This is a genomic window from Alishewanella sp. BS5-314 (assembly GCF_025377695.1).
Taxonomy (GTDB): domain Bacteria; phylum Pseudomonadota; class Gammaproteobacteria; order Enterobacterales; family Alteromonadaceae; genus Alishewanella; species Alishewanella aestuarii.
Map to the genome: position 1 here is coordinate 631,161 of NZ_JACEHJ010000001.1, position 26,552 is coordinate 657,712.

General features: G+C 53.5%; 27 protein-coding genes and 1 riboswitch. Of the genes, 2 read left to right on the top strand and 25 right to left on the bottom strand.

Annotated features, from left to right (window positions below; all coding sequences use genetic code 11):
- Nucleotides 1-121 precede the first annotated feature (121 nt).
- Entirely contained in the window at nucleotides 122-811 is a 690-nt protein-coding gene (gene ytfE, locus H1D31_RS02910; protein ID WP_008609428.1) for an iron-sulfur cluster repair protein YtfE, read from the top strand.
- 210 nt (nucleotides 812-1,021) lie between these two features.
- On the top strand, nucleotides 1,022-1,480 hold the full coding sequence (locus H1D31_RS02915; protein WP_261255856.1) for a phosphate-starvation-inducible PsiE family protein: 459 nt from the start codon (nucleotides 1,022-1,024) through the stop codon (nucleotides 1,478-1,480).
- A 7-nt stretch (nucleotides 1,481-1,487) separates the two neighbouring features.
- On the opposite strand, the gene H1D31_RS02920 is transcribed toward H1D31_RS02915, so the two are convergent.
- The 25 genes from H1D31_RS02920 to H1D31_RS03040 form a co-directional block, all read right to left on the bottom strand.
- Nucleotides 1,488-3,380, bottom strand: a complete 1,893-nt coding sequence (locus H1D31_RS02920) for an esterase/lipase family protein (protein ID WP_261255858.1) — start codon at nucleotides 3,378-3,380, stop codon at nucleotides 1,488-1,490.
- Nucleotides 3,346-5,454: a putative bifunctional diguanylate cyclase/phosphodiesterase gene (locus H1D31_RS02925; RefSeq protein WP_261255860.1), complete on the bottom strand. Its 2,109-nt coding sequence runs from the start codon at nucleotides 5,452-5,454 to the stop codon at nucleotides 3,346-3,348. Before H1D31_RS02925 ends, H1D31_RS02920 begins: the two co-directional genes overlap by 35 nt.
- Before the next feature lie 9 nt (nucleotides 5,455-5,463).
- Nucleotides 5,464-7,044: a methyl-accepting chemotaxis protein gene (locus H1D31_RS02930; RefSeq protein WP_261255862.1), complete on the bottom strand. Its 1,581-nt coding sequence runs from the start codon at nucleotides 7,042-7,044 to the stop codon at nucleotides 5,464-5,466.
- A gap of 226 nt (nucleotides 7,045-7,270) precedes the next feature.
- Nucleotides 7,271-7,693 (bottom strand): hypothetical protein, encoded by a 423-nt coding sequence (locus H1D31_RS02935; RefSeq protein WP_261255865.1) that lies wholly within the window; start codon nucleotides 7,691-7,693, stop codon nucleotides 7,271-7,273.
- The gene (locus H1D31_RS02940; protein WP_314732989.1) at nucleotides 7,686-9,020 is read right to left on the bottom strand and encodes a FliI/YscN family ATPase; all 1,335 of its coding nucleotides are present in this window, start codon (nucleotides 9,018-9,020) and stop codon (nucleotides 7,686-7,688) included. Before H1D31_RS02940 ends, H1D31_RS02935 begins: the two co-directional genes overlap by 8 nt.
- Complete coding sequence (locus tag H1D31_RS02945; protein ID WP_261255868.1) at nucleotides 9,010-9,669, bottom strand: FliH/SctL family protein; 660 nt, start codon at nucleotides 9,667-9,669, stop codon at nucleotides 9,010-9,012. The genes H1D31_RS02940 and H1D31_RS02945 overlap by 11 nt, the downstream gene beginning before the upstream one ends.
- Before the next feature lie 2 nt (nucleotides 9,670-9,671).
- Entirely contained in the window at nucleotides 9,672-10,688 is a 1,017-nt protein-coding gene (locus H1D31_RS02950) for a FliG C-terminal domain-containing protein (RefSeq protein WP_261255870.1), read from the bottom strand.
- Nucleotides 10,669-12,384, bottom strand: coding sequence for a flagellar basal-body MS-ring/collar protein FliF (fliF, locus tag H1D31_RS02955; protein WP_261255872.1), 1,716 nt, complete (start codon nucleotides 12,382-12,384; stop codon nucleotides 10,669-10,671). Before fliF ends, H1D31_RS02950 begins: the two co-directional genes overlap by 20 nt.
- A gap of 13 nt (nucleotides 12,385-12,397) precedes the next feature.
- A complete protein-coding gene (locus tag H1D31_RS02960) occupies nucleotides 12,398-12,715 on the bottom strand; it encodes a flagellar hook-basal body complex protein FliE (protein WP_261255874.1) in 318 nt (105 codons plus the stop codon).
- 16 nt (nucleotides 12,716-12,731) lie between these two features.
- Nucleotides 12,732-14,054 (bottom strand): sigma-54 dependent transcriptional regulator, encoded by a 1,323-nt coding sequence (locus tag H1D31_RS02965; protein WP_314732990.1) that lies wholly within the window; start codon nucleotides 14,052-14,054, stop codon nucleotides 12,732-12,734.
- 8 nt (nucleotides 14,055-14,062) lie between these two features.
- On the bottom strand, nucleotides 14,063-14,878 hold the full coding sequence (locus tag H1D31_RS02970; protein ID WP_261255876.1) for an OmpA family protein: 816 nt from the start codon (nucleotides 14,876-14,878) through the stop codon (nucleotides 14,063-14,065).
- A gap of 135 nt (nucleotides 14,879-15,013) precedes the next feature.
- Nucleotides 15,014-15,100, bottom strand: a riboswitch (cyclic di-GMP riboswitch).
- Nucleotides 15,101-15,273: 173 nt separating this feature from the next.
- Complete coding sequence (gene flhA, locus H1D31_RS02975) at nucleotides 15,274-17,346, bottom strand: flagellar biosynthesis protein FlhA (RefSeq protein WP_261255879.1); 2,073 nt, start codon at nucleotides 17,344-17,346, stop codon at nucleotides 15,274-15,276.
- Nucleotides 17,343-18,497, bottom strand: a complete 1,155-nt coding sequence (flhB, locus tag H1D31_RS02980; RefSeq protein WP_261255881.1) for a flagellar biosynthesis protein FlhB — start codon at nucleotides 18,495-18,497, stop codon at nucleotides 17,343-17,345. Before flhB ends, flhA begins: the two co-directional genes overlap by 4 nt.
- Before the next feature lie 3 nt (nucleotides 18,498-18,500).
- Nucleotides 18,501-19,280: a flagellar biosynthetic protein FliR gene (gene fliR, locus H1D31_RS02985; RefSeq protein WP_261255883.1), complete on the bottom strand. Its 780-nt coding sequence runs from the start codon at nucleotides 19,278-19,280 to the stop codon at nucleotides 18,501-18,503.
- Complete coding sequence (locus H1D31_RS02990; RefSeq protein WP_261255884.1) at nucleotides 19,277-19,546, bottom strand: flagellar biosynthetic protein FliQ; 270 nt, start codon at nucleotides 19,544-19,546, stop codon at nucleotides 19,277-19,279. The genes fliR and H1D31_RS02990 overlap by 4 nt, the downstream gene beginning before the upstream one ends.
- Complete coding sequence (gene fliP / locus H1D31_RS02995; RefSeq protein ID WP_261255885.1) at nucleotides 19,543-20,283, bottom strand: flagellar type III secretion system pore protein FliP; 741 nt, start codon at nucleotides 20,281-20,283, stop codon at nucleotides 19,543-19,545. The genes H1D31_RS02990 and fliP overlap by 4 nt, the downstream gene beginning before the upstream one ends.
- Entirely contained in the window at nucleotides 20,276-20,626 is a 351-nt protein-coding gene (locus tag H1D31_RS03000) for a FliM/FliN family flagellar motor switch protein (protein ID WP_261255888.1), read from the bottom strand. The genes fliP and H1D31_RS03000 overlap by 8 nt, the downstream gene beginning before the upstream one ends.
- Before the next feature lie 17 nt (nucleotides 20,627-20,643).
- Nucleotides 20,644-21,534, bottom strand: coding sequence for a hypothetical protein (locus H1D31_RS03005; RefSeq protein ID WP_261255889.1), 891 nt, complete (start codon nucleotides 21,532-21,534; stop codon nucleotides 20,644-20,646).
- On the bottom strand, nucleotides 21,500-21,934 hold the full coding sequence (locus tag H1D31_RS03010) for a PilZ domain-containing protein (protein WP_261255891.1): 435 nt from the start codon (nucleotides 21,932-21,934) through the stop codon (nucleotides 21,500-21,502). The genes H1D31_RS03005 and H1D31_RS03010 overlap by 35 nt, the downstream gene beginning before the upstream one ends.
- A gap of 2 nt (nucleotides 21,935-21,936) precedes the next feature.
- A complete protein-coding gene (locus tag H1D31_RS03015) occupies nucleotides 21,937-22,929 on the bottom strand; it encodes a flagellar motor protein MotB (protein ID WP_261255893.1) in 993 nt (330 codons plus the stop codon).
- Complete coding sequence (motA, locus tag H1D31_RS03020; protein ID WP_261255896.1) at nucleotides 22,929-23,786, bottom strand: flagellar motor stator protein MotA; 858 nt, start codon at nucleotides 23,784-23,786, stop codon at nucleotides 22,929-22,931. Before motA ends, H1D31_RS03015 begins: the two co-directional genes overlap by 1 nt.
- An 18-nt stretch (nucleotides 23,787-23,804) precedes the next feature.
- Complete coding sequence (locus H1D31_RS03025; RefSeq protein WP_261255898.1) at nucleotides 23,805-24,524, bottom strand: FliA/WhiG family RNA polymerase sigma factor; 720 nt, start codon at nucleotides 24,522-24,524, stop codon at nucleotides 23,805-23,807.
- A gap of 9 nt (nucleotides 24,525-24,533) precedes the next feature.
- A complete protein-coding gene (gene fliL / locus H1D31_RS03030; RefSeq protein ID WP_261255900.1) occupies nucleotides 24,534-24,962 on the bottom strand; it encodes a flagellar basal body-associated protein FliL in 429 nt (142 codons plus the stop codon).
- 36 nt (nucleotides 24,963-24,998) lie between these two features.
- A complete protein-coding gene (locus H1D31_RS03035) occupies nucleotides 24,999-26,213 on the bottom strand; it encodes a flagellar hook-length control protein FliK (protein ID WP_261255902.1) in 1,215 nt (404 codons plus the stop codon).
- Nucleotide 26,214: 1 nt separating this feature from the next.
- Nucleotides 26,215-26,550 (bottom strand): hypothetical protein, encoded by a 336-nt coding sequence (locus H1D31_RS03040; protein ID WP_261255903.1) that lies wholly within the window; start codon nucleotides 26,548-26,550, stop codon nucleotides 26,215-26,217.
- Nucleotides 26,551-26,552 lie beyond the last annotated feature (2 nt).

Here is a 26,552-nt window from a genome sequence, read left to right on the forward strand (position 1 = left end):
TTTAATTTACCATCGGTCAAAAAAAACAGATATAAATCAAAGGTGGTAGTTCTGGCATCTGCCTTGCTGTACCGGGCTAACGCCCGCTTGGGGCAAACCTTTGTTTACTCAGGAGAACATCATGCTACTTGAACAACCCTTAGGCCAATTAGCCACCCGTATCGCCGGTGCCACTGCCGTCTTTCATCAGTTTAAACTGGATTTTTGCTGTGGCGGTCAGCAAAGCCTGGGCGCCGCTATCGCCAAACGTGGTTTAAACCAACAGGAGGTACTGGCCGCTCTGGAAAAATTACAACGACAACCGCAGCCTGCTGTAGATTGGCATAGCGAACCCACTGCCAAGCTGGCCGAGTATGTACTAAACCGCTTCCATCAACGCCATCGCGAACAATTGCCGGAGCTGATTCGCCTGGCCCGGCGGGTAGAAACGGTACACAGCGACAGCCCGCATTGCCCGCATGGCCTGGCCAATCATCTGGCCGAGATGCAGCAGGAGCTGGAAAGCCATATGCTGAAAGAGGAGCAAATCCTGTTTCCGATGCTGGTGCGCGGTGTTTATCCCTATGGGCCCATCAGTGTGATGCTGGAAGAGCATCAGGAGCATGGTGAGGCACTGCGAAAACTGGACGAACTGAGTTTTGGCCAGCAACTGCATCCCGGTGCCTGCAACACCTGGACCGCACTCTATCTGGGGCTGCGCGAACTGAAAGAGGATTTAATGCAGCATATTTTACTGGAGAACGAAATTTTGTTTGTTGAGCCCAAGCGCCCCGGCCATGGTGATCAGCACTGCTGTGGTAGCTGTCAGTAGCGCGATAGCCTTACGCAGGGCTTCGTAACACCGACTTATACTGCACTTTCAGGTTAAGCGGCAGCGCTCTGCCAGTCTTATTTTTGATAGTGCATGGCATATTAGTCCCAACAGCTGATGCTTAATCCTGCATTATTTGCGCCAGAGCAAAGCAACCAGCTGCCGGCCCGCTACACTAAAGTACAAGTGTAATGACCGGCAGCCACGTCCATGCAAGAGCAACAAAAAACCGATAATCATCTGCGCCCAAAGGAAGCCGACCCGCTAATCAGCAAGTTAAATGGCGTGATTGGGCATTGTATCCGGCTGCTGGCTATAATGATGGTGCTTGTAATCATCCTGTGTATTTTGGATGTCGGCTTGGTGTTATATGAAAAACTCTCCAACCCGCCACATTTTTTATTAGAGCTGAACGATATTTTTGCGGTATTTGCTTCCTTCCTGGCTGTGCTGATCGCAATAGAAATCTTCGCAAATATTATCCTGTACCTGCGTGACGATGTAATTCACGTTAAGCTGGTGATCGCAACAGCGCTAATGGCCATCGCCCGTAAAGTGATTGTATTGGATTTTGCCACTATTGCTGCCGAATATGTCTTTGCTATCGGGGTGGTCGTTTTGGCATTGGGGGTGACCTATTATCTGGTAGCCAGTAAAGCCCGCACCTGAATACCGCTTAGGGTAGCTCTGTTAAATGCTGATACAGAATACGGCGGATCTCCAGAATCGCCGCCGAGGTTTCCTGCACACTGTGGCCGGAACGGATCACCATTTCTGACTCGGCACCAGCCAGACTGGCACTAAGATAAGGCACCACACCATCACTTTGTTGCTCCAGCGGTAAATTTGGCTGCTCGACACCGATAATGGAGTGATAACGTACTGCCGGATTAATTGGCAGCTTAGCCGCCGCCCGGATAAAAAGGTCTTTTTCACTGAGGTTTTCGATACTGGTAAAGCGCACCGCGCGCTGCTGTTCCTGATTATCCGGATCAGCCAGCAGCTCAGCGGCCTGAGCAAAACGTTCCAACACGGTGACCGGCAAGGTTATCAAGCCAGCTAACCAACGGGCGAGCCGGTAGTCGGCCACAGTAGTGCCCCGGTGTGGTGCAGCAATAAAGATCGCCCGGCTCACCCCAGGTAAAGCGCTAAAGGTCAGATCTTCCTGGAAGCGCTGAAAGAACAGCTGCTGTCGCCGCGAGTCCAGATGCCGCTGCTGACTTATTGATTGCAGGATCTGATCGCCGGAGTCCGACACCAGCAATCGCGCCAGCACACCGCCCATACTGTGGCCGATAATCACCATCTCCGAAGCGGCGGCAGTCTTTCCCTCCGGATCAAAGTGTTGCAAGGTGCTAACAATGCGGGCATGCAGACTCTTTACATTTAACAACAACGGCAGGTTAGTTGGATAATAGAGTTGCCATAACTGATAGCGCTCGCGCAGCGCTTCATCCCCCAGCACTTCGTTCGCGGTGTTAACCCAGGCCTCCGGGCTACTGGCAATCCCATGCAGCAACAGAATAATTTTCCGGTTGGGGTCAAAGGGCTGCAGCAAAAATAATTGCGGCTCGGCCAGGGCATCGCTGGCACCCATCAGGTTCCAGAATGCCTGGCGGGCAAAATCGGAGCGTGCCAGCCATAAGCCATAACCGGCGGTAAAATTCGCCGCCAGCGGCACCAGATTCCCGGCCACATAGAGCTCTTTTTGTTGCAGCGGATCCAGCAAATGCAAGGTGGCTTCCTTAGTCACTAGCACCTCCTGCAGGGTACCGCCACCAAAACTCAATAACGCCGTTACCACCGGTACCGGTAATTCGGCAAACCCCTGCTCAGTACGCCAATCCCGCCCCACCTTGGTATCGGCTACCATTTCGGCGCCTAAACCATCGCGGCGATACTGATTGCGTAAGCCTTTAAATGACAGACTACTGGTTGCCACCAACCGCTCTGGTAAAGCCTGACGCCGGAAGCGCTGATGTTGCAGCTGCGCCTGTACCTGCCAGTTGGTAGTGCGAAATTGTTGTTGCGGGTCTTGCAGCCAGTCACGTTCGCGCCCGGCGAATAGCAGGGTCGCAGCCTGTTGCGTAGCAAAATTGTAGTAGTCCCGCACCTGAGTCTGACGGTCAGCAAACAGGCGCCGGTAGGGAGCAACACCGGAATAAAACAGATAGGCATAAGCGTAGCGGGCGCTCATCAGATAGGCATCGATTTCCGCCTGCGGATCCTGCCGCGGTGGTCGTACACCATTAATAGCTTCATACAACCACAGCTCGGCCATGGTCGACAGGCGCTGCTCAGTCGTCAGGCCAATGGCGGTCGTCAACATCTCTGCGCATTGCGCGGCCTGGCGCCGGCAACTGCGCTCATCCTGCCCCAGTATTTGCAACACAGTGCCCGCATACAGGCTGAGATCGCCGGTGGTCAGCACATCACCCCGGCGCTGTTTCAGGTAATCACGGCTATCCATATCCGACACTGAGACCATCGCACAGCCATGCAGTAACCCAAGGCTCAGCATGAGCCAGAACAACTTAATGCGTAACGGTGTGCCGGTGTAATGCAACAAAGTCTCCGCCCGGCACTGGCCGGCTGAAATAGAATCCTTGGTAATGATAACAGCCCAACGCCGCCAGCGCATCCCGCTGCGCCGCAGTTTCGACACCTTCGGCAATCACCCCCAGTCCCAAGGCAGCAGAGAGCGCTATCACGGTGCTGGCAATGGCAGCGTCATTGGGATCGTGCAGAATATCTGCCACAAAGCTGCGATCTATTTTCAGTTGCTCCAATGGTAGGCGCTTCAGATAGCTTAACGAAGAATAGCCAGTACCAAAATCATCCAGCGCAAAGGCAATACCGTACTGCTTGAGCGCCTGCATTTTGCTGATCACCTCATCAACCCGGGATACCAAAATGCTCTCGGTTAACTCAAATTGCAGCCGGTCACGGGCGACACTGTAACGATCGAGAATATGCATCACTTTGGGTAAGAAATTATCCTGATGAAATTGCCGGGCACTGATATTAATTGACAGCTTCAGTCCCGGCACCAACTGCTGTGCCTGCCAACGACTCAGCTGCTGACAGGCTTGCTCGATCACCCAACTGCCGATTTCAAAAATCAGGCCGCTTTCTTCTGCGATCGGAATAAAGCGTGCCGGACTGACGTTGCCAAGCTCCGGATGAAACCAGCGTAGTAAGACTTCAGCACCCAACAACTGCCCCGCAGCGTCGTGTAATCCCTGATAGTACAACTGCAGCTGCTGGCGGTTAATCGCTTCGCGCAGCTCACTTTCCAGTCGGGTGCGCTCCGAGGCTTTTACCTGCATCGAGACATCAAACTGCTTAATGCTGTTTTTACCGGCGGCCTTGGCCTGATACATCGCCAGATCTGCTTGCTGCAACAATTCATCAATACTGTGGTTATCATCAGAAAACAGCGTAATCCCTATGCTGGGGCTACTAACATAACTGAGCTGTTCCAGGGTGAAGGGGGTATTCAGCGTACTGCGTACCTTTTCTGCTACCAACTCGGCTTGCTGCAGCGCCACCTGCTTTAGCGGTGATAAATTCTGCAGCAGGATAATAAACTCATCGCCACCTAATCGGGCGACGGTATCATGCTGACGTACACTTTGCAGTAAACGACTAGCGACCTGGCGTAGTAACTGATCGCCGGTACCATGGCCCAGGGAGTCATTCAGGTGCTTAAAGTTATCCAGGTCAATATACAGCAAGGCACCCAGCTCCTCGCCTGGTTGGCGTTGCTTCAGGATATCCGCCAACCGCTGTTTTAACAGCCGGCGATTTGGCAGCTGGGTCAGCGGATCATAGAAGGCCAGCTTTTCAATTAACACCTCTGTCCTTTTGCGCTCAGACAGATCGCGGACCATACCAATAAATTTGTAGCTATCAACCCGTTCAATCCGGCTGATCCGCAGCTCCATATTAAATAAGCGGCCATCTTTACGCCGGCCTTTGGTCTCCCGGCTTTGGCCAATGATCTTCGCTTCACCGGTACGCTGATAAGCGTCAATATACTGGTCATGAGCACTGCGATAGGGTTCCGGCATCAGCATAGAAACGTTCTTGCCGATCACTTCTGCCGGCTGGTAACCAAAAATACGGATAGCTGCGTTGTTAAAGGTTTCAATCAGCCCACCTTGATCAATAGTAATGATCGCGTCCAGGATATTATCGACAATTTCCCGATGCTGCATCGCGTATTCCGCCAGCGCCTGCTCATGCAGCCGGATGGTACTGATATCATTAACGTAGCCATGCCAGACCAGACTGCCGTCGCTTAGCTGGCGTGGCGTCGCGTGGCCCTCAAACCAACGGTAGTCACCTGCGGGATGCTGATAGCGGAATTGCAAACTCCAGGGGCTAAGATGCTGTGCTGAGTGGAGGATGGTGTCGCGTAAATCCTCCAGATCGTCCGGATGTACCCTGGCTAACGCCAGAGCCGCATTCTGCCGGATCTCGGTCAGTGCCATGCCCAGCGATTGGGCTGCGCTATCTGATACTAGCCTTAGACAAAAACAGCCATCTGGTTGCCGTTCCAACTGAAAGAAAAATCCCGGCACATTTTCCGAGAACAAGTTCAACAACTGCTGCAGCTCCTGGGTGCTCTCTACCAGCATAACAGCTCCTTAAGTACTGCGTTGCCGGGACCAGAATTGCCGGGTTAGGGCGTCAAAGCCCTGCGTCACCCCGTGCATTTCGTCGCTGGCATTGGCGGTATGTTCGGCATTGCTCAGACTGCGGCTGGCCAGATCACGGATACTGGTGATATTCTGACTGATGGTATCTGCAACATAACTTTGTTGTTCGACTGCAGCAGCAATTTGCTGGTTTTGTGCGGTAATGTTATGAATGGATAGCAGTATTTGTTCCAGCTGCTGGGCCGTACTAAGACTAAGTTCGGCGCAACTGACCGCACCTTGCTGGCTTTGCCCAAGAGCGATAACCGCCTCTGCTGTAACCTGTTGCAAACGCGAAATTTTTGATTGAATGTCGCTGGTTGCTCCCTGAGTACGACTGGCCAGCAATCTTACCTCGTCGGCCACTACCGCAAAACCTCGTCCTGCGGCACCGGCCCGGGCGGCTTCAATCGCTGCATTTAACGCCAGCAAATTGGTTTGCTCCGCAATACTGCGGATCAATTCCAGGATCTGGCTGATATCAGTACTACTGGCTGCAACCGCCTGTACCAACTGTTCACTCTGACTAAGCTGCTGTTGTAAGCCTGTTGCTGCCGCCAGACTCTGCGCGGTGACGGCTTTGCTGTGCTGAGCCTGGCGCAAGGCGTTATCGGCCGCATCGGACGAGGAACGGGCACTGCCAGCCACTTCCTGCACACTGACCGACAACTGATGAATGGCACTGGCAACTTGCTCTGTTTCGGCAAACTGAGCATGGATCTCCTGCCTGGAGCCATTCACCGAACGGGTTAACTGCCCAATCCCTGCAGCCAGCGCAGTCGCCGAATCGGCTACCCGGCCCACCACGCCGGCGGTTTCAGCTTCCAGGCAGCGCAGCGCCAGTTGCAGTTGCCCAAGCTCATCATTCCGGCCAGTATAAATATAGCGGGCAACCGCATCGTCAGTGATGCGACGGCTTTGCTCGCTTAACGCCTGTAACGGCTTTAGCCATTGCCAGCAAAGCATGGTCGAGAGCAACAGCCCCAATAACGGGTAAATCAGACTGGCCTGTGACCCGCTTAGCAGGGTAGCTACGGCAATCCCCACCAGCACTGGCATACTGCACAGCAGTAACAGTTGCCACCGCAGCGGCATCGCCGTCTTTAACTGTCTGAGAGTTTTACCCTGAATCAGTGCCTGATAAACCTGCTCAGCGCGCTGAATATGTTCCGGTTTTGCCCGGCGACGTACCGATTGATATTCGTTAACCTGTCCCGCCTGACAAATGGGCGTAACATAGGCGTCCACCCAGTAATGGTCACCATTCTTACAGCGGTTTTTTACTATCCCCATCCAGGGCTGACCGCTTTTTATCCGCTGCCAGAATTGGCGGAATACGGCAGCAGGCATCGAAGGATGCCGGACAATATGATGATTCTGACCAATTAGCTCTGCTTTATCAAAACCACTAATCTCAATAAAGCATTGATTAACATATTTAATTTTACCATGGAGATCAGTGGTAGAAAGAATATTCGCATCGGCGGGAACCGGCTGCTCACGTCCGGTAACGGGTAGATTTTCTTTCATGTGGCGTCCTGCTGTTGTTTTTATTTTTGACACATAACCATGCATACAGTGTGGTTATATAGTGTTCAGCGGAGGCCGTCAATACCCATTTAGTTAATATGGTTTTATCCCTTGTCGGTATAGCCACTTACCCGGCATTACCGCGGCGAACTCGCAGTCAGTTGACAGAATATACGGGAGAGCCAGCTGATTTTAGGAGGCTGGGCGCGAAGACAGGCAGAAAAGGTTAGGGCGTAAAGCGGGCGCGTTGTTGCAGCAGTTGCTGGGACAATTCGTCCTGTTGTCGTTGTTCCAGCCGACTACGCTCTAGCTGCTGCTGACGTTGCTGCTGGCTGAGTATATCGTGCAGGCCCAGATTTAATGCCGCCTGCTTTACGCAGACTTGTTGCTGGCGTGCCACTTCCGCAGCGGCCGCTGATGTGCGCTGCTGCTGCTCCTGCTGCAGACTGTGCAGGATCTGCTTGATGCCGGATAGATTCTGTAAACTCAGACTACAGGCCATTTGTTCCGGCCCATCCATTGTCGCCAGATGCTGACTTAGCGCCAACAAACGGCGCTGCTCCTGCTCTGCCTGCTGTTGCAGCTGCTGGCGGCGCTTTAACATCAGTTGCAGGTTGTCATCCTGCTGCTTCAGATACTGTTCAAGCATGATTTAGCCCTAACGCCGCAAGCTGAGTCTGGGTATCTGCCATATCGGATTTTTCATGCAGTCCCTGACACAGAAATTTTTCGATTGCTGGGTATAACGCCACCGCCCGGTCAAGTTCAGCGTCTCTGCCGCTCTGATAAGCGCCGAGCGGCAGTAACTGTTGTACCTGCTGATAACGGCTGTAATAGCGCTTCAGTTGATAGCAGGCTTTCAATTGGGGTTCAGCCACAATATTTGGCATCACCCGGCTGATCGAGGCCGCAATATCAATGGCCGGATAATGACCGCGCTCCGCCAGGTCACGGCTTAACACTATGTGGCCATCCAGAATAGCCCGCGCCGCGTCCGCGATTGGGTCCTGCTGGTCGTCACCCTCAGCCAGGACGGTGTATATGGCGGTCATGCTGCCCATGCTGCTGGCGCTGTTACCGGCACTTTCGACCAATTGGGTTAACTTACTAAAGACCGAGGGCGGGTAACCGCGGGTGGCCGGTGGCTCACCGACTGACAGTGCAATTTCGCGTTGCGCCTGGGCATAACGGGTCAGAGAGTCGACTAACAGTAAAACATTTAACCCCAGATCACGGAAATACGCAGCCAGACGATGACTCAGTTCGGCAGCTCGCATCCGTAACAGCGGCGATTGATCCGCCGGTGCCGCAATCACCAGCGCCTTAGCCAGACCTTCGGCACCCAGACTGTGTTCAATAAATTCCTTTACTTCCCAGCCCCGTTCACCAATCAAGCCGACGATCACCACATCGGCACTGGTAAAGCGGGTCATCATCCCCAGCAGCTTACTTTTACCGACCCCAGAACCGGCGAACAGGCCCATGCGCTGCCCCTGCCCGACCGTAAAGAGGCCGTTTAACGCTCTGACCCCAACGTCAAGTGCTTGCGTCACCACTTGCTTTTGTAACGGGTTTACCGCCGCTAACACCGGGCTGATCTTTTCCCCCTCGGTCAGAGCAGGTTGTCCATCCAGCGGTTGCATCAGGCCGTCCAACACCCGCCCCAGCAAGGCCTTACCGACAAGCAGTTGAGAATCGCGGGAAATCGCCCTGACCCGGGCTCCGGCGAACAGGCCGGCCGCCGTGCTCAACGGCATCAGATATGCCACGTCACCGTCAAACCCGACCACTTCGGCGTCAAACCAGCGGCCATCCTGGCTCTGAACCTGACAGCGCTGCCCCATGCTGTACTGCCCGCCGGCGACGCTCATAATCATGCCGTTCACCTTCACCAGACGGCCAAAACTATAATAGCGCGCCACAGGCTTTAGCTCGTTGCTCAGTTTATGCAGCCGGGTCATCAGTTCAGGATGCATCTGTAATACCTGTCGCGTCCTGAGTCAGAGGTGCCAGCAAACTTTGCCGTACCTGCAGCAACGCCTCTTGCAGGCGCTGACGGAAATCCAGCAGATGCAGCTGGGAGTTGGCGCAGAATTGCACTGTTCCGCTGGCCAGACGTTCGTCACGCTGCCAGCTGATATCGGCAAAGTGCGTAATATTTAATTGTTGCAGACGCTCGGCATCTGCTGCAGACAGCTGGATGCTGGTGACCTGGTCCTGCTGATTGATTACGGCAAGGGTACTGTGAATGGCGTGGACTAATTGCTGTGGGTTGAGGCTGAGTTCAAATTCCAGCACCAGTTCGCTCAAGCCACAAATCAGTTCATACAGCTGCTGCTGCAATTGCTGCTCGGAATAACGTTGCCGTTGCTGGAACTGCGTCGCCAGGCGATCAAACTGCACTTGAAAATCCTGCGTCAGGCTTTGCCGCAAAGCAGTTTCGCGGGCCGCGGCTTCGGCTGCGGCCTGTTGCCGGCCTTGCTGGATCCCCTGCTGCAAGGCCTGTTCAGTCGCAGCAGCCTGCCCTGCCGCAAAACCCTGTTGATAGGCCTCTTCAGCCAGTTCCAACGGCGATTTCTGCACATCAGTGCGCGCCAGCAGCGGAAAGCGATAGGCCGTCGTCATCTTTACCCCAGCGTCGCTTCGTCATAGAGCCGATACTCTATTTCGCCATTGGCCATCATTTGCCGGATCATAGCCATAATTTCAGCACGGGCCGCTTCAACCTTAGTCACCGGCTGCGCTTTCATGGCTTCAATTTGTTGCCGGTATACCTGCCCCAGCCGCTTCGGTAACGCATTCAGAATATTGTTCATCAGTGATGTTTCAGCCCCCTTCAAAGCCACTATCCATAGATCATCAGGGATCTCATTCATCAACTGCGCCAGCACATCCTCCGACTGTTTCACCAGAGTGCTGAAATCATACATCTTATCTTCAATCGCTTCGGCGGTTTCCGCATTATGCAGTTTAAGCAGCTCCATCACTTCGGCTTTGTTGCCACTGTAACGGTTCATAATCTCTGCCACGCGCTCAACACCATTAACCCGCGCCCCGACCTGCTCGCCGACAAATTCAATACAGCTTTCCAGCGTATGTTTCAGATCGTCCATCACATGCTCACTGACTTCCCGCAAGCTGGCGATCCGAAACAAGATGTCATCATGTTTTTCTTTCGGAAAGAGTGCAATCACGGCGCTGGCCTGCTCTGCCGGTAAGAACGCCAACAGCAGTGCCTGCATCTGGATGTGCTCCTGCTCCAGAAAACGTGCCAGCAACTCCGGCGGTACCCATTCCAGCCGGCGAATGTCATCGGCCAGGGCGCCGCCAAAAATATCGTCCAGCATACCGCGGGCCAGCTTACGGCCTACGGCCTTGTCCAACGCCCGCTCCAGATAAAGCCTGGATGCGCCGCTCACGCCACTCTCGTTGCGGTAGCAGTCGAAAAAGTCATTCAGAATGCTGGCAACATCTTCCTGCGTCACATTGGCAATCTTTGCCATCCGCTCAGACAACACCCGGACTTCGTGCCGGTTTAGCTTTTTGATGATGCCGGCAGCATTTTCTTCACCCATACTCAGTAACAGTATTGCTGCCCGATCCAGATCGCTGACCGTCGCAGACTCAGTTCTTAGTTGATTCAAGGCTCACCCCTCTTTCCACCCAGTACTTAATCACCGCGGTAACCCGCTCAGACTCTTTGTTGGCAAGCAACTGCATATGAGCAATCTGCTCGGCAAACTCAGAACCCAGCTGCGGCAGTGCAATTTTAGCCAGTGGACTGGCGGTATCTGCCACCGGGACGCTCGGCTGTGGCGGCGGGTCTTCTGCATGAAGCGCGACCGCCTGGGTCGTTGTAGCTGCACCAGGCAACACGGGGGCTACAACCGGTTCCGCCGTCTCGCCCTTGCGACCATTTACCAACTGGTTAACCAGAGGTCTGACACCGAACAGGATCAGGGCCAAGGCGATCAGGGAGCCAAAGACATAGCGGGCGTATTCCTGCACTTCCGGTAACTGCCACCATTGCAAACCACCGAATTCTGGCACTGGCTCCGCCGGAACAAAGTTAAAACTGGTGATATTGAACTGATCGCCGCGCTCTGCCTGAAAGCCAGTTGCAATTTTCACCATCTCGCCCAATTGGCTCAGTCGCTGCTGGGTCCAGCCCTGCTCACCGGCAACCGCTTCATTCACAAGTACCGACAAACTCATATTTTTTAACCGCCCCACTTCATACCGGGTATGAGTCACCGCCCGGCCGGTTTCGAATTGACGGCTAGTTTCACTGCGCTCGGATGCCCGCTGATTGTTATTCTCGGCAGCTTCTGTGTTAGCTACCGGCGGCTGATTGGCCAATGAGCCGGGGATGCCCATTGCTAACTGGTCGACCATATTGGTTGCTTTAATGGTTTCTACCCGCACCACTGCAGCCGGATCGATCGCTTCCCGGGTTTCTTCCACTACGCTGAAATCGACATCTGACGACACCTGGATCCGGAAATTGCCATCACCAAGGATTGGCAACAGCATAATGGCCGCCCGCTGCTCAATATTGCGCTCCAACCTTTCGATAAAGGCCAGCTTTTTATCGGTTTCCTTTCCGACCGGGGAATCATCGAAAGTCTCACCAGTCAGTAATTTACCGCGTTGATCAACAACGGATATCTGGGTACTTTGCAGTCCGGGCACACTGCCGGCGATCAGACTGACAATGGCTTCAACTTGCTGCGGTTTCAGGCTGTAACCAGGCGCCAGATCAACCATCACCGATGCCGCGGATTTTTCTTCCTGCCGGCCGACAAATAAATTGCGCTTGGGTACGGCCAGATGCACGCGCGCATTGCGGATCCCCTCCATGGTAATAATGGTGCGGGCCAGCTCGCCTTCCAGCGCATGCTGATACTGCATCGACTCCATAAACTGGCTGGTACCCATACTGACTTTGTCACCTAGAGTCGACAAGCCTTCTGGCATCGCCGCCTTAATCCCCCTTGCGGCCAGTAAGATCCTGGCATCTGCTAACCGGCTCTGCGGCACCAGGATATTGCCGGTATCGGTATCAATCCGAAATACCATCTTTTCCCGATCCAGAATCTCCAGAATACTGGCTTTATCGTAATGTTCCTGTTGTCCGTATAAGGGCACATAGTTTTTCGCCGAGGTCCAGAGGATCAGCACAATAGTCGCCGCGACCAGAGTGGCCAATAGCGCTATCACGGCCAGACTTTTGTCTTCGGTCTTTAACCAGTTAACCTTGCCGGATAGGTCAGCAAGCTTTTTTTTCAGTGCGCCGTCCGGTAGTGACGCCGGCAGCTTGGTTGCAAGTTCGCCTTTCATCTTTATCGTTTCCTTACAGCGACATGCGCATTACATCATCAATGCCGCTCAGTATCTTGTTGCGGATCTGCATCAGCATCGAGAAACTCAAGTCGGCCTTCTGACTGGCGACCATGGCACCCACTACGTCATCACTGCGTCCGGCATCAACCGCCGCCATCAGATCCGCAGCGATGTTCTGCTCAGTATTCACTGCCCGCACAACCTGTTTAAAATCCGCGGCCAGGCCGATTTGGTTATCTGCCGGCATCACTCTTTCACCGGCAGCCACCTGCTGCATCTGGGCCATAATGTTTAGTAAACTTTGTTGATTATTTACTGGCGAAACCATCTGTTATTCCCTTTAATCAGGCAAAAGCATCTAAATCCAGGCCATGCTCACGCATCGCGGCCAACTTGTAACGTAGCGCCCGGGTACTCATCCCCAACGCTTCCGCCGTTTTGGTACGGTGACCATTGTATTTATTCAATAAATCCAAAATGTAATCGAACTCAGCCTGCTTCTTACTTTGTTTAAGCAAGCCGGCACAAAAGCTGGCTGCCGGCAGATAGCAGGCCGGCAGATTAAGATCCTGTGGCTGGATTTCACTGCCTCTGGCCATCACCAAGGCGCGTTGCACGGTGTTCTCAAGTTCCCGCACATTACCCGGCCAGTTGTACTGCACCAGCAGATCGCGGGCAGCTTTACTCAGGGTATATTTGCCCTGTGCGTACTTTTGAATAAAAAATTCGGTTAACGGCAAGATATCGTCCCGCCGCTCACGCAGCGCCGGCCAGCTCAGTGGCAGAACATCAAGCCGGTAGAATAAATCTTCCCGGAACATGCCCTGCTGCACCTGGGTACGCAGATCTTTATTGCTGGCGGCAATAACCCGGATATCCAGCTTAATCCGCTGATTACTGCCAAGCCGCTCTAATTCGCGCTCCTGTAATACCCGCAGTAACTTCGCCTGCAGATTTAACGGCAACTCTGAAATCTCATCCAGCAGGATGGTGCCGCCATTTGCCGCCTCAAACTTACCCACTTGCTGCGCAACGGCGCCGGTGAAAGCCCCTTTGTTGTAACCAAACAACATGGCTTCCAGCATATTTTCAGGGATGGCGGCACAGTTCACGGCGACGAAGGGTTTAGCTGCGCGCTCAGATGCCTGATGGATAAACTGCGCCAGTTTTTCTTTGCCGGTTCCCGATTCGCCCAGGATTAGAACTGAGGCCTCCGTTTGCGCGGCACGGTTTGCCAGTTGCAGGATCTGCCGGCTTGACTGCGATACGGCGACAATGTCTGTCAACCCACGCTGCATCGCTCTGGCGTTGCGTAAAGTGGTCTTCAGTTGCGAAGCCATAAAGGGTTTAAGCAGATAATCGATAGCGCCATGCTGCAAACTCGCCGAGGCCAATTCGCTTTGTTCTTTTGTTACCAGACTGACAATATGAGCTGTCGGTAAGCGCCGGCTCAGCAACAGCACCAAATCAATTAAATCCATCTTGCCAAGATTACTGTCGGCGAAGATCACCAAAGGCTGATATGTATTACAGTAACTCAGCACCTCCTGGGCCTGATCGGTATGTAACAGCTGAAAACCTTCAGCGTTAATACAAGCTGCCATTTCCTGCGACGGGCTAAGCTGACTTAGCCAGAGTACGTAATCTTTATTCATCGATAATCTCATCTTGGTCCTTACCGGATCAGCCTGACAACGACACGGCGGTTGGGTTGATTGGCAGCCACCGGATAACGGTTACCATGAGCTCTGACTTCCAGCATGGCAGCTTTTACCCCCAGTTCGAGGAAGTATGCTGCGGCATCATCGGCACGTTCCCGGGATAACAAACGATCGGCCAGCTGATCTCCAGTATCATCAGCATGCCCATCAATCAAAATGCGTTGCACTGCCTTGTCATACTGCAGATAGCTGACGAGTTGTCGAAGTTGTGTTTGCTGCGCGCTGGACAGAGTGCGCTGCCCCCGCTGCATTTCCAGACTCAGGTCCCGGGCTTGCTGCCAGGTCAGCGGTGCCATCTTCGTCACACACTGCCGGAACCCATCCACCGCCTGGCGCCCTTCGATACTGGTCAGCGTTAACCGCACATCGGTATCGTCCGTCTGAAACTCGAACAGCAACCAATACCCCAGATGCAGTTGCTGCAACCATAGCAATGGTGCTTCACGAAATTCGATACGTTGCGCTGCAATTGCTGAGGCACTAAAAACGGTGCCGCCGCGGCGCAAAGCGGGTGCTTGCCAGTCGGCATCAATAACCTGTAACCGGGCAGAATTGACATGTAAATTCGGCTGTTCGAACTCAAACTGCAGGGTTAACGGCTCGGCCGGTGCGGTCATAAACTGCACCTGCCCCAAACCGGTGACCTGTTGTTGTAACTGACAGAAGAAAGGATCGGCAACAAGTACCCAACGCGCCTGTTCCGGCGGTTGCTGATAATGTGCGCTTAGAAGCGACAGGCTTGTTAGCCAATAAGCAAGATAAGATGTCAAATCGCTGTTCCCATCAACATGTTTAATAGACTAATACTTAGTTACTACACATATTAAAAGGAAACTGCACTTTTCAGGGGGGCGAACACCGGGCAAGCCGGGGGCGCTGACACTCATTACAGAATATCACTGAGTTAATGCAACCCCGCTATCATCCGCGTTATGCGTTTAGACCGGAGGCTTTGCGTCCTGCCCTTTCGGTGCAGTTTGCCTTTTAATTGTCTCTGTCAGGCTAGTTTCGTTTAAACAAAAACTGAACCCAAGCTGAATAACATTCAAAAAGATATCGGAATTCCGATAGCTTAGCAAGAAATTCCGGATGAAATTCTGATGACAAGACGGCGAATCACTCTTGGCTGACAGAATTTCAATGTTTAAAAACAAATACATAGGTGTTAGCCGAGTGCACCCAGCACATTTACCCTTACACTTTCCGGAATTTCGTTGTATGACAGCACCTGCAAGCCATTACGGGTAAAGGTTCTGGCATATCGTGCCAGCAGCGGGCGTAGCTGAGGCACCACCACCAGCACCGGTGTTACACCTGCTTGCAGCAACTGCTCTCTGACTAAGGGCATATTGCGCTGAAACTGGCTGAGCAGGTTTGGTGCCACCGGAAAACTGTCAAGTGCCACCTTCCCGGATTGCATCGCCTGATTCAGTGCACTTAACAGCGTATGTTCCAGCTTTTCGTCCAGACTGTATGCCGCTAACTCATCACGCTCACCGAGCAATGGTTGTACCAAGGCCTTTTGCAGCGCACAGCGCACATCGGAGGTCAGGAGGATCGGATCTTTCGTTACATCTGCACTGTCAATAAGGGCGCTGGCGATGGTCACCACGTCGCTGATACTGACCTGCTCGCGCAGCAGATTACGCATGACTTTCAGCTGTAAGTTAGCCGGTAGCGCCTTTTCCAACGCTTCCGCCAAACCGGGCGCAACCGCAGTCAGGCGCTTCTGAAACTGTTTGACATCCTCATAGCTGAACAGCTCTGCCAGATTATCTTTCACCACCTTACCAACGTGAGTGGCGATGACGGTTGCCAGATCAACCACCGAATATCCCAGATTCAGTGCTTTGGCCTTCTGTTGACCGTCGACCCACACCGCCTCCAGGCCGTAGGCCGGATCCCGGGTTAACTCACCGTCTAACTGGCCATAGGTGTCGCCGGTATTCAGCGCCAGCAGTTGTTGTGGCTGCAGGCGGGCACTGGCCTGCGTCACACCTGACAACTTGATCCGGTATTCCTGCGGGTTCAGTTGCAGATTATCTCTGACCCGAACCTCCGGTAGTAAATAACCGCATTGCTCTGACAAGGCTTTGCGCACGCCACGCAGGGTTTGGATCAGCTCCTCGCCCTGTGTTTTATCTGCCAGATACACCAGACGAAAGCCTAATTCGACCGCCAGCGTGTCGACATAGGGCAGATCGTCCCAGCTCAGTGTTTCTGCCGGTACGGCCAGGGTTTCGTTCAGCAGCTCGGCTTCGGCCACCTGCGGATGGATCCGGTTTTGCTGCAGGCGCCAGGCCACATAAAGTAGCGGCAGGCCAAAGCCGATAAAGGCCATGCCCGGCATGCCCGGTACCAACCCCAAGAGCACCATAATGCCACCGGCGGTAAAGAGTACCCGGGGGGACGCCAGTAACTGACGACCGACCTCATCCGACATTTCTCCTTCATCGTTCATCCGGGTAACGATAATGGCAGCAGCGACGGCAAGCAGCAAAGATGGCACCTGCGCCACCAAACCATCACCAATAGTCAGCAGCGCAAAACGCTGGAAGGCTTCAGCCATACCCAGGCCATGCTGGAACACCCCGATACTGATCCCGCCCAGCAGGTTAATGACCAGAATAATTAAGCCGGCTATGGCATCACCACGGACAAATTTAGAGGCACCATCCATCGAGCCGTAAAAATCCGCTTCCCGCGATACGGTCTGGCGTCGTTCCTTGGCCTGCTCTGGCCCAATCAAACCCGCATTCAGGTCGGCATCAATTGCCATCTGCTTACCGGGCAAAGCATCCAGCGTAAAGCGTGCCGCGACTTCTGAGATCCGTTCGCCACCTTTGGTGATCACCACAAAGTTGATAATCATCAGGATCACGAACACCACCATACCGACCACATAGTTGCCGCCGATCACCACTTCACCAAAGGCCTGGATCACCCGGCCCGCCACATCAGAGCCTTCATGGCCGTGCAGTAACACCACCCGGGTCGATGCAATATTCAGCGTCAGGCGCATCAGCGTCGCGACCAGCAGCACGGTCGGGAATACGGAAAAATCTAATGGCTTGCGGGTAGAAACGGCGACCAGTAGTACGATCACCGACAGCACTATGTTAAAGGTGAATAGCAAATCCAGCATCCAGGCGGGCAGTGGCAACACCACCATTGCCAGAATCGCCAGCAATAGCACCGGAATCGCCGTATAGGGCTGAGTTAAACTACGCCAATTCACGTTTTACTTCCTCTGTTAGCCTGCTGTTGCAGATGAGTTGGGATCTTAAGTTCAGGGATGGGCGCCGGTTGTTGCCCCCGTCCCTGCCGCCAGGCTCTGAGCTGCATCACATAAGTCAGAACATAGGCCACAGCGGTATAAAGAGCTTTAGGGATTTCCTGATCGACCCGGGTTGAGAAATACAGTGCCCGCGCCAGCGGCGGTAATTCCAGCACCGTCAGGCCGGAGCGCTCAGCAACCGCTTTGATCCGCAGCGCCATCTCATCAACGCCCTTGGCGACAACATAAGGCGCCTTTGCCTTCTGCTCACTGTATTTCAGGGCAACCGCAAAATGACTGGGATTCATCACCACCACATCGGCTTTGGGTACCCGATCTTCAATGCGTCGGTTAGCCAGCTGATATTGAATTTGTCGGATCCGGCTCTTTAATTCCGGACTACCATCGGCTGACTTACGCTCTTCCTTTACCTCCTGCCGGGTCATCTTTATCTTACTCAGTACCTTGTGTTGCTCATAAGGCACATCGATCGCAGCAACCAGCAGCAATAAGGTCACCGTCAGCATCAGACAGAGCGCCAGTAGCCCCAGGCCTTCGCTTAAGGCTTGTTGCAGGCTGACGCGCTGTAAAAACAGTAATTTCTGCCAGATATGACTTAAAAAGCCATACAGACAGCCGCCGAGTAACAACACCTTTAATACCGACTTTGCCAGCTCAACCAGGGCGTTCATACTAAAGATGCGGGCGATGCCTTTTAATGGATCCAGGTTACTGAACTTTGGCCTGACCAACTTGGCGGAGAAGTTAAAGCCACCGGGTAAAGAGCCGGCAATCCACATGGCCAGAAACAGTAATAACAAAAATGGCAACAAGGCCGTGAGCATCTGTAACAATGCGTCACCGATCGCCAGCGGCAGCAGTTTTTGATCTGCCAGCATCTGTTGGTCCAACTGAAAACTACGTTGCATCAGTAAAATAAAAAACTCATATAACAAGCCGGCAAACCACAAGATCCCGGCAACACCGAGCATCAGCAGGATGGCGGTATTTAACTCCTTCGAGCGTGCTAATTGCCCGTCTTCACGTGCTTTTTTCAGCCGCTTCTCGGAGGGCTGTTCGGTTTTTTCCTGTCCGCCGCTCTGCTCTGCCATCTGCTACCCCATCAGCTGTCGCATGCTGCTTAACACATGGCTGGCCAAGCCGGAGAAAGCACTGCCGGTTTGACTTAACGTCAGAAAAACCGCAACAAAACCCAGCAGTAACGTCATTGGGAAACCCAGCACGAACAGATTAAGTGACGGTGCCGAACGGCTGGCGACACCGAAAGTCAGATTCACCAATAGCATTGCCAGCACAGCGGGTAAGGCGATCAGCAGCGCAGCAGCAAAGATCCAGCCAAACAACTGGACGATCAGCATCAGGTTCAGCTGATATAAACTGCTGCCAACCGGCCAAAGGCTAAAGCTGTCAACCAGGATCGCCAGGGTGATCAAATGACCATTTAGCCCAAAGAACAGCAGCACCGTCATCACCCAGAACAGCTGACTGAGCAGCGAGACATTGTCGCCACTGCCCGGATCCATCATCATCGCCATCGCCAATCCCATCTGCATAGACAGGATCAACCCCACCAATGCCAACACTTCAAACAGCATCCGCAGTGCTAATCCCAGCACTATGCCAAACACCAGTTGCTCCACTGTCAGTAACACGGCATCAAGCGAAAAGGGATCTACCGCCGGCATTGCCGGTAACAAAGGGCCGGCCAGAAAGCTCAGAAATAGCGCCAGTAAGATGCGTGCCCGCGGCGGTACCGCCGGATTATCAAAGGCTGGCATTGCCCACAGCAAGGCAGAAAAACGCACAAAGGGCCACCAAACGGTACCAATCCAGGTCATCAGCTCGGCAGTGGTCAGGTTGATCAGCGAACTCACCCGAATACCCCGGGAATAATCTGACTCAGGTTGGCAAACCAGTCGAGTAAGGTACGGACCAACCAGTGTCCGGCGAAGACCACCATCAACAGCGTCAGGATCATTCTGGGCAGAAAGGTCAGCGTTTGTTCCTGTACCGATGTTGCAGCCTGGATCACCGCCACAATGACCCCCAGGATCAGTCCGGGAACGATCAGCACCAGCAGCATCTTAATAATGGTATAGACCGCCAGCGCGATCAGCTCGGTTGCCTGTTCCGGACTCACCTGATGGCTCCAAAGGTGGCAGCCAGGGTACCGGCGACCATAGACCAGCCATCGGCCAGCACAAAGATCATCAGCTTAAACGGCAGACTGACAATCAACGGCGATAACATCATCATCCCCATCGACATCAGCACGCTGGCCACGACCAAATCAATAATCAAAAACGGAATAAACAGCATAAAGCCGATCTGAAATGCCGTTGTCAGCTCACTGAGAACAAAAGCCGGGATCAGCACCTCCAACGGCACCTCTTCCGCCGCCATAGTGGTCGGCTCTTGAGCGATTAACAACACCTGATGCAGCTCGTTTTCGCGGGTTTGTGCCAGCATAAAGCGCCGTAGTGGCTGCTCGGCAACAGCCAGCGCCTGCTCCAACGTCAACTGCTCCGCCTGATAGGGTTTAAACGCCTGTTGGTAAATCTCCTGCCATACCGGCCGCATGATTAGCAGAGTTAGCATCAGGGCCACACCGATCAGCACCCGGTTGGGCGGACTTTGTTGCAAGCCCAGCGCCTGTCGCAAAATAGCCAGCACGATAATGATCCGGGTAAAGGAGGTTAACACCATCAGCATACCGGGGATCAGGCTCAGCGCTGTCATCAGCAACAGGATCTGTAACTTAACGTTATAATCCTGACCGCTTGCAGTATCCTGTACCGAAAAAAGTGTGATCTCATTCGCCAGCAAGCCGGGCGAGAACAGCAACAATATCGGTAACACCCAGCCAATCTTACGCATTAGACGTCGCCGGTTGCTGCGGGTTACTGACAAATTTCAGGCCGTATTTGCCATCGACCATCACCACTTCAGCTTTGGCAAAAAACACGCCGTTCACTTTCACATCCAATGCGTCACCTATGGCTTTATCCAGTGGCAACACATCGCCGACTGCGGCCCGGCTTAGCTCGCCCAGTGTCACCTCTGTCGTCGCCACCTCCAGGCTGACCGTCAGCGGCACATCATAAAAAGCGGCAATATTATCACCTGCCGGCGCGACGCTGGCTGCCGGAGGAGTGTCGAGCATTTCATCCAGATCCAGCATATCCAGTTCAGACAAAGTGCCATTTAGCCCCGTCGCCATCTTGTTCTCCGTCATATTTAGTTGTCTCGCGTTACAGCCGCAGTAATCTGGAACACCAACGCAGTACCCTCTTCGGCTACCCGCCCCAGATACAGGCTTTTGTTATTAAGATTTAAAGGCATTTCAGCAGGTAGCTCTAAGGGCAAGATGGCGCCGGTGCGCAAACAATGCTGCAACTGACTTAAGTTAACTTTACAGCGTGCCATCTGGACCTGTCCTTTTACCGGGATCTGTGACCAGCGGCTTAAATCTACCGCTGGTTGCGCTGACTCTGCAGCAGGTATTGCGCTGCCGGTCGGCATAAAAAAACTGACCGGCAGCCACAGATACCAACTCAGAGCCTCATGGCTTAGCAGCAACCTGACCTTCAGCGCCTGATAGCGTACCCCTTGCGGGCACTGTGATAACGGCAGCAGCTGCGCCGGAAAAGCCGCCTGCTCGCCGAATAACAGTGTCTGTATCGCCTGCAGCTGCTTTTGCAGCAGCCGGCTGGTCACCCGCAGCTCGCTGCGGCTTAACTCCACCTTATCTGCCACGTCAGGCTGACGGGTCAGTTCGCCCCCCAGGCTCAGATCGACCAGATGATGCAAACTGACGTAGTCCATCGCCAGATAGCCGCAATCCTGTTGCGGCACCGACAAGGCACTGGCCAATAAAAAGCGGCCAGGTTCAGCCAGCCAGCTGTGTAAGGTCGTGCCCTGACACAGCTGCAGATCCAACGTAAAGTCGACATCGTGCAGTAGCCGGCTTAGCTCGATTTGCAACACCTGAGTCAGTTCGTTCAGCCGTGCTTTCAAATGCAGTGCCGCTTGCTGATGCTGGCGTTGTTCCACTGTCAACGGATAAGGATCCGCGGCAATGGATTGCTCAGCTTTAATTAATTTTGGCCGGGGCCGGAGTTGCTTCATGCTGCTCACTTATCTCTTCTAACTGCTTGCGATAGGCTTTTTTGCTAAGCGTACGCAGCAACTGCAATACATATTGTTCCTTGCCTGGTAGCCAACGCAGCCCCAGAAACGACAACTTGTCACTGATTTGGCGCCGATAAACCACTTTTGCCTTTAGCTTGTGCTTACCGGCATATACCAGCAGCAGTTGCTCTGGTAATTGCGCACTGGCCGGTACCAACACCCCGGCACCGCCGTAACTGATGTCTTTTAATACCGCATGGCATAACACAGCACTGAATAAGGTGTCGGCGTATAACTTTAATGCCACACCACGGCTTTGTAGCGCTGTTGGCTGGGTGGCACTGGCAAAATACCAACGAAAAAATTTACGGTTAAAATCGGTTACTACCTTTGGCATAGTTAATTCATCAGATTGGTTCGTAGTACCGGCTGATTCCGCCGTGCTTCTGCCGCAGCATCTGCGACGGCCGGACTTTGTTCGGCACTGCTGGCAAAGAGTTTATTTAGTTCTGAAAAAGCGTCACTGGTCAGGATCAGTAACTCGATGCGCCGGTTTTCACTACCTTGCGGATTATCTGTATTCAGCGGACGGTTTGCCGAGAACGCAGACACCTGCGCCACTCTGTTACCTGGCATGCCTCCGGCAGAGAGAACCTGACGCGCCTGCAGCGCCCGATCTCCGGATAACTCCCAATTGCTGTACTGAGAACCGCTAAAGGCGGTGCTGTCGGTGTGACCGGAAATAATCAGTTTGTTTTGCACTTTCTGAAACACCGGCGCCAGACTTAGTAATAGATCCTCAAAGAATGGCGTCATCCGGATCTGTCCGCGGCGGAACATCTGTTGCTGTTCGTTATCACGGATAATCACCCGTAATCCGGACGGCACGATATCGATCTGGATATGCTGATCTGCCAGTTGATCGCGGGCCAGTTGCTCCAGAGTCTGCATTAGCAGATTCAGCTCGGCTGAAGTGTCATACTGCCCTTCCAGTAAGGATGTCAGCGCCTTGCCTTTGCCGCCCTGTGGCGCTTCGTCACCGGCCGGGATCTGCAAATAGTCCGACATACCAGGTACCGGGCTGTCCGGCGGCAAGGCACTGCTATCGAGCTGCCGAATTACCGACGGCGAACCACCAAGATCAACCGGATAGGGGCTGTTTTCAGGTTTAAAAGGATTCGGGCTGCCGTCAAAAATTGAGTGTGTCCGCATATAGTGCGCGATCTCAGCCCGCTCTTTTACGCTGGACACTTCCATAATCCACAGCACCATAAAAAACGCCATCATCGCCAGGGTAAAATCGGCAAAGGCAACCTTCCAGGCCCCGCCCGTCTTAGCCTTGACCGTACGACGACTATTGCGCTTGAAAATAACCGGGGCAGTTCTGTTCATCAGGCAGCCTTATTATTAATCCATTCTTCCAGTGTCGTGAAAGAAGGCTTAATCTCTGCATTGATCAGCTTACGGCCAGAATCCGTTGCCACAATAGCCACATGCCCCTTGGCATGTGAGACCAGAATCGCCCGCACACATTCCAGCAACGCCATTTGCTTTTTCACGCTTTGCTCCATCGCCGAAGCCATAGGCGCGAACATGCAGTAGCAGGCAAAAATACCAAGAAAGGTGCCAACCAGGGCCGCAGCTACGTGGTAGCCGATATTGCTAAGCGGCCCGTCCAGGTGCTGCATCGTGATAATAATGCCACCAACCGCGGCCAGAATGCCGAAGCCCGGCATCGCCTCAGCAATCACCGCCAGCGCACCAGATGGCTTGAGCTTGTCCTGCTCTATGGTAGCAATTTCCTGCTCTAGCATACTGTCAAAATCATGGGCACTGATTTTTCCCATACTCATCAGGCGCAAGTTATCGCAAACAAAGATCACCAGTGGCTGATTCGCCAGCACCAGCGGATAGGATAAAAAGATGGAACTGGTTTCCGGGTTTTCGACATGCTCATCCAGCTCCCGCAAACCTTTGCTCTTCGCCAGTTCCAACAGTTGATACATCAACAACAGCAACTGCCGGTAGAGCTCGGCCGCCTGCTGGTCTGACTTAAACTGATATTTCAGCTGATTCAGCATTTCTTTTAGTACAGTGCGGGAGTTACCAACAACAAGTGCCCCCAGCCCTGCGCCAAAAATAATGACAAACTCTGCCGGCTGCCACAGTGTCGCCACATTGCCCCCGGCAAACATAAAGCCACCGACCACAGCCCCCAATACCAACGCAAAACCCAGAATTTTCTGCATATTTATTCTTCCCGATAATTACCACTGTGCCAGTTTTTTGCTGACTAATTCCACCGACTGCCGGTGCAACTGACACACTCTGGACTCCGTTAAATTCAGCACCAAAGCGATTTCTTTCATATTCAGCTCGTAGGTGTAGTACAGATGCAGCAACAGCTTGCTGCGCTCCGGTAGCGAGGCCATCACTTTTTCCAGCGATAGCTTCAGCTCCAGCGCAGACAGATTACTGCTACCCAGTTGTTCCTCCGCCTGTCCGGATAGCAGCTGGTCTAAACTTTCCATCGCCTCTGCCTGGGCGACATACTGCAACTCCAGCAAGTCTTCAAGGCTAATTTGCAGATGCTGACACAGCTCTTCATCAGTAACCGGACGACCAAGTTGTCGCTGCAGCTCACGGCAGGCATCCCGCAGCTGATGTGCTTGCTGACGCAGCAGGCGCGGACGCCAGTCCAGCTTGCGAAATTCATCAAGCATGGCGCCGCGTACCCGCTTAAAGGCATAGGATTCAAACTGTTCGTCTGTCTGTCTACCGTAGCGGCGAATAGCACTGAGCAAGCCAATTAAGCCAATCTGCTGTAAATCATCCTTATCGACGGCACTGCCCAGCATACTGCGCAGATGTGCAGCCGCCCGTTTTACCAGATAGCCATATTGCTGCAGCAGCCGGGTTTCTTCCTGTGGCGTCAACCTGAAACAGTGCTGCTGTTCTGACTCTGACCAGTGTTGCTCTGCCAGCATGGTCGGGCCCTACTGAATAAAGACGTTGGTAATCAGCACCTGCTCAATCTGCTGGCTGTACTTATTACCGCGTAAGGTGGTGTTAAACCGCTCCAAAATACTTTGCTGCACCTGAGTAATATCCTGGAACGCCTGCCGCGCTTGTTGATGCGAAGTATTGGCGAACTGCTCAACCAGAGCATTGCGCAGTAAGGGTGCAGCCTCCTCCAATACCGCCAGGACCTGGGCATCACTGGTGACCAAGGTCAGCTCTAACACCAGATAGCGCGAGTGGTGTTCATGCGCAACACTGATCACAAAGCGCTCCAACGGATGAAACAGTGGCCGGCTCTCAGTTGCCGGGACCGGCGCAGCAGTGGAATTGCTATACCAGATCCCACCAAGCGCGGCTGCAATGGCCACTAGCAAGGCAGCGATAATCAGTAACAGGTTCTTCATGGTTCTATCCTTACAACGGTGTCATCTGTTGGGTTATCAGGCCAGCCGGTCAATCCAGCCATGGCTGACCGGTGCTCTGCTGTCAGCATCACTCTCGTCATCAGCAGCGATAACCAGGTTAGCAGGCTCCACGTCCTCGCTAAAAAAGCGTTGCTGCTGCGAAAATTCACCTACCTGCACATCGATCAGACTGGCATCCCCGGTATGCTGCCCCAGGCTGAGGCGCAGCAGCTCAGCAGTTTGCTGCATGGCTTCCCGCACCTGAGGTTGACCGGCCAGCAACTGAATGCTGGTTTTGTCGCCGTCAATGGTGATCCTAAGCTCAATACTGCCCAGCTGCGGCGGATCCAGCCGGATTTGTGCCCGCTGAATTTGTTGCCCCAGCTGCAACGTCAGTTTGTCCTGCAGCGTATTAAATAAGGTGTTACCCCATTGAGTCACCGGTGTGTGCAAACTCAGACTCTGCCACTGATGCAGCGGCACAGACGCACCTGTTGCTAAAGTTGATGGCAGCGCTGCGGTCGAACCGCTGGCAAAGCCGGTCAGCGTAACTGAGTTTGCGGCCACCGGTGTGAGCTGGCTAAGTGGTAAGTCTGACGACAGCCCCGCGTTAACATTCTTAGCCTGCAGCCCTGATGGCAAAGCTGAAACCTGCTCGGTAGCCTTTGCCAAAATATCTGCTGGTGGGAATGGTACGGGGCCTGACTGTCCAGTTGTGTTCTGCGGCGGGTTCAGTGTCAGCGATGACTGAGCCGGGATTATCAAAGGGGTTGGCACCTTACCGTCAAACGGTGGCACAACCGGCATCGCCTGAACGGAGAACGGCAAGGCAAAGCCTTGCTTTGAGTCTGCTAATGTATTTAGCTCAGGTAGAGCCGACTGCGTGCCAGTGTCTAACAGCGGCTCAGATGACGATGGCCCGGCGCTAAAGCCCGGAGAAAGCGCCTGCAACAGCGAATGTGTCTGGGGCAGCATCGGTGCATCAGACAACAGGTCGTGCGTCGGATTGTCGGCTGTTGCTTGCGCCAATGCCAAAGGTACCAGCGAGGCGGATTCTGCCTGCTGCGCTTCTGATAGCAAAAGCTGCCACGGCGCCATTTCCGCCTCCTGCCCGGCTACCAGCTCATTCATCAGAAAGGTAACAGACTCTGTGGTTGGCTCTTCCGCTTCCGGTATTACCGCGGCATTGGTGCTGACCCGGCTATCCTGTTGCGTTGACGCCACCGCGATGCCAAAAATACCAAAGGTCATCTTAGTCATCCCTGCCAACAATCATCGCATCCATGGTTTGCTGATAAGCAGAAATCCCTTGTAAATCCTGGCTTGATTGCTGCAACAAGGTCGCCAGAGCGCTTTGATGTTGCATCAGTTGCTGCAATACCGCCGTGTAATGCGCCGTCATCACCTGCATCGCTGAGCTGAGTTCTGCTTTTAAACCCGCATTATTAATTTGCTTTACCAGAGCGCAAACTTGTTGATCACAGCGGCGTACTGCAGTCCATTGACCCGCAGCCGCCTGCAGCAGTAATTGTTTCTGCAGGCGTAGTAATTGCTGTTCAAACTGTTGGATTTGTTGTTGTTTCAGCATCG

Coding starts and splice junctions, on each gene's coding strand:
- H1D31_RS02960 (WP_261255874.1), bottom strand. CDS start 12,715: ATGGTTTCGCCAGTAAATAATCAACAAAGTTTACTAAACATTATGGCC.
- H1D31_RS02945 (WP_261255868.1), bottom strand. CDS start 9,669: ATGACGACGGCCTATCGCTTTCCGCTGCTGGCGCGCACTGATGTGCAG.
- H1D31_RS03000 (WP_261255888.1), bottom strand. CDS start 20,626: ATGGCGACGGGGCTAAATGGCACTTTGTCTGAACTGGATATGCTGGAT.
- flhB (WP_261255881.1), bottom strand. CDS start 18,497: ATGGCAGAGCAGAGCGGCGGACAGGAAAAAACCGAACAGCCCTCCGAG.
- H1D31_RS03010 (WP_261255891.1), bottom strand. CDS start 21,934: ATGCCAAAGGTAGTAACCGATTTTAACCGTAAATTTTTTCGTTGGTAT.
- H1D31_RS02940 (WP_314732989.1), bottom strand. CDS start 9,020: ATGCATCCTGAACTGATGACCCGGCTGCATAAACTGAGCAACGAGCTA.
- H1D31_RS02965 (WP_314732990.1), bottom strand. CDS start 14,054: ATGAGATTATCGATGAATAAAGATTACGTACTCTGGCTAAGTCAGCTT.
- H1D31_RS02915 (WP_261255856.1), top strand. CDS start 1,022: ATGCAAGAGCAACAAAAAACCGATAATCATCTGCGCCCAAAGGAAGCC.
- fliF (WP_261255872.1), bottom strand. CDS start 12,384: ATGAAAGGCGAACTTGCAACCAAGCTGCCGGCGTCACTACCGGACGGC.
- H1D31_RS03025 (WP_261255898.1), bottom strand. CDS start 24,524: ATGCTGGCAGAGCAACACTGGTCAGAGTCAGAACAGCAGCACTGTTTC.
- H1D31_RS02935 (WP_261255865.1), bottom strand. CDS start 7,693: ATGCTTGAACAGTATCTGAAGCAGCAGGATGACAACCTGCAACTGATG.
- H1D31_RS03035 (WP_261255902.1), bottom strand. CDS start 26,213: ATGACCTTTGGTATTTTTGGCATCGCGGTGGCGTCAACGCAACAGGAT.
- ytfE (WP_008609428.1), top strand. CDS start 122: ATGCTACTTGAACAACCCTTAGGCCAATTAGCCACCCGTATCGCCGGT.
- H1D31_RS03015 (WP_261255893.1), bottom strand. CDS start 22,929: ATGAACAGAACTGCCCCGGTTATTTTCAAGCGCAATAGTCGTCGTACG.
- H1D31_RS02930 (WP_261255862.1), bottom strand. CDS start 7,044: ATGAAAGAAAATCTACCCGTTACCGGACGTGAGCAGCCGGTTCCCGCC.
- H1D31_RS03040 (WP_261255903.1), bottom strand. CDS start 26,550: ATGCTGAAACAACAACAAATCCAACAGTTTGAACAGCAATTACTACGC.
- motA (WP_261255896.1), bottom strand. CDS start 23,786: ATGCAGAAAATTCTGGGTTTTGCGTTGGTATTGGGGGCTGTGGTCGGT.
- fliL (WP_261255900.1), bottom strand. CDS start 24,962: ATGAAGAACCTGTTACTGATTATCGCTGCCTTGCTAGTGGCCATTGCA.
- H1D31_RS03005 (WP_261255889.1), bottom strand. CDS start 21,534: ATGAAGCAACTCCGGCCCCGGCCAAAATTAATTAAAGCTGAGCAATCC.
- H1D31_RS02925 (WP_261255860.1), bottom strand. CDS start 5,454: ATGCTGGTAGAGAGCACCCAGGAGCTGCAGCAGTTGTTGAACTTGTTC.
- fliP (WP_261255885.1), bottom strand. CDS start 20,283: ATGCGTAAGATTGGCTGGGTGTTACCGATATTGTTGCTGTTCTCGCCC.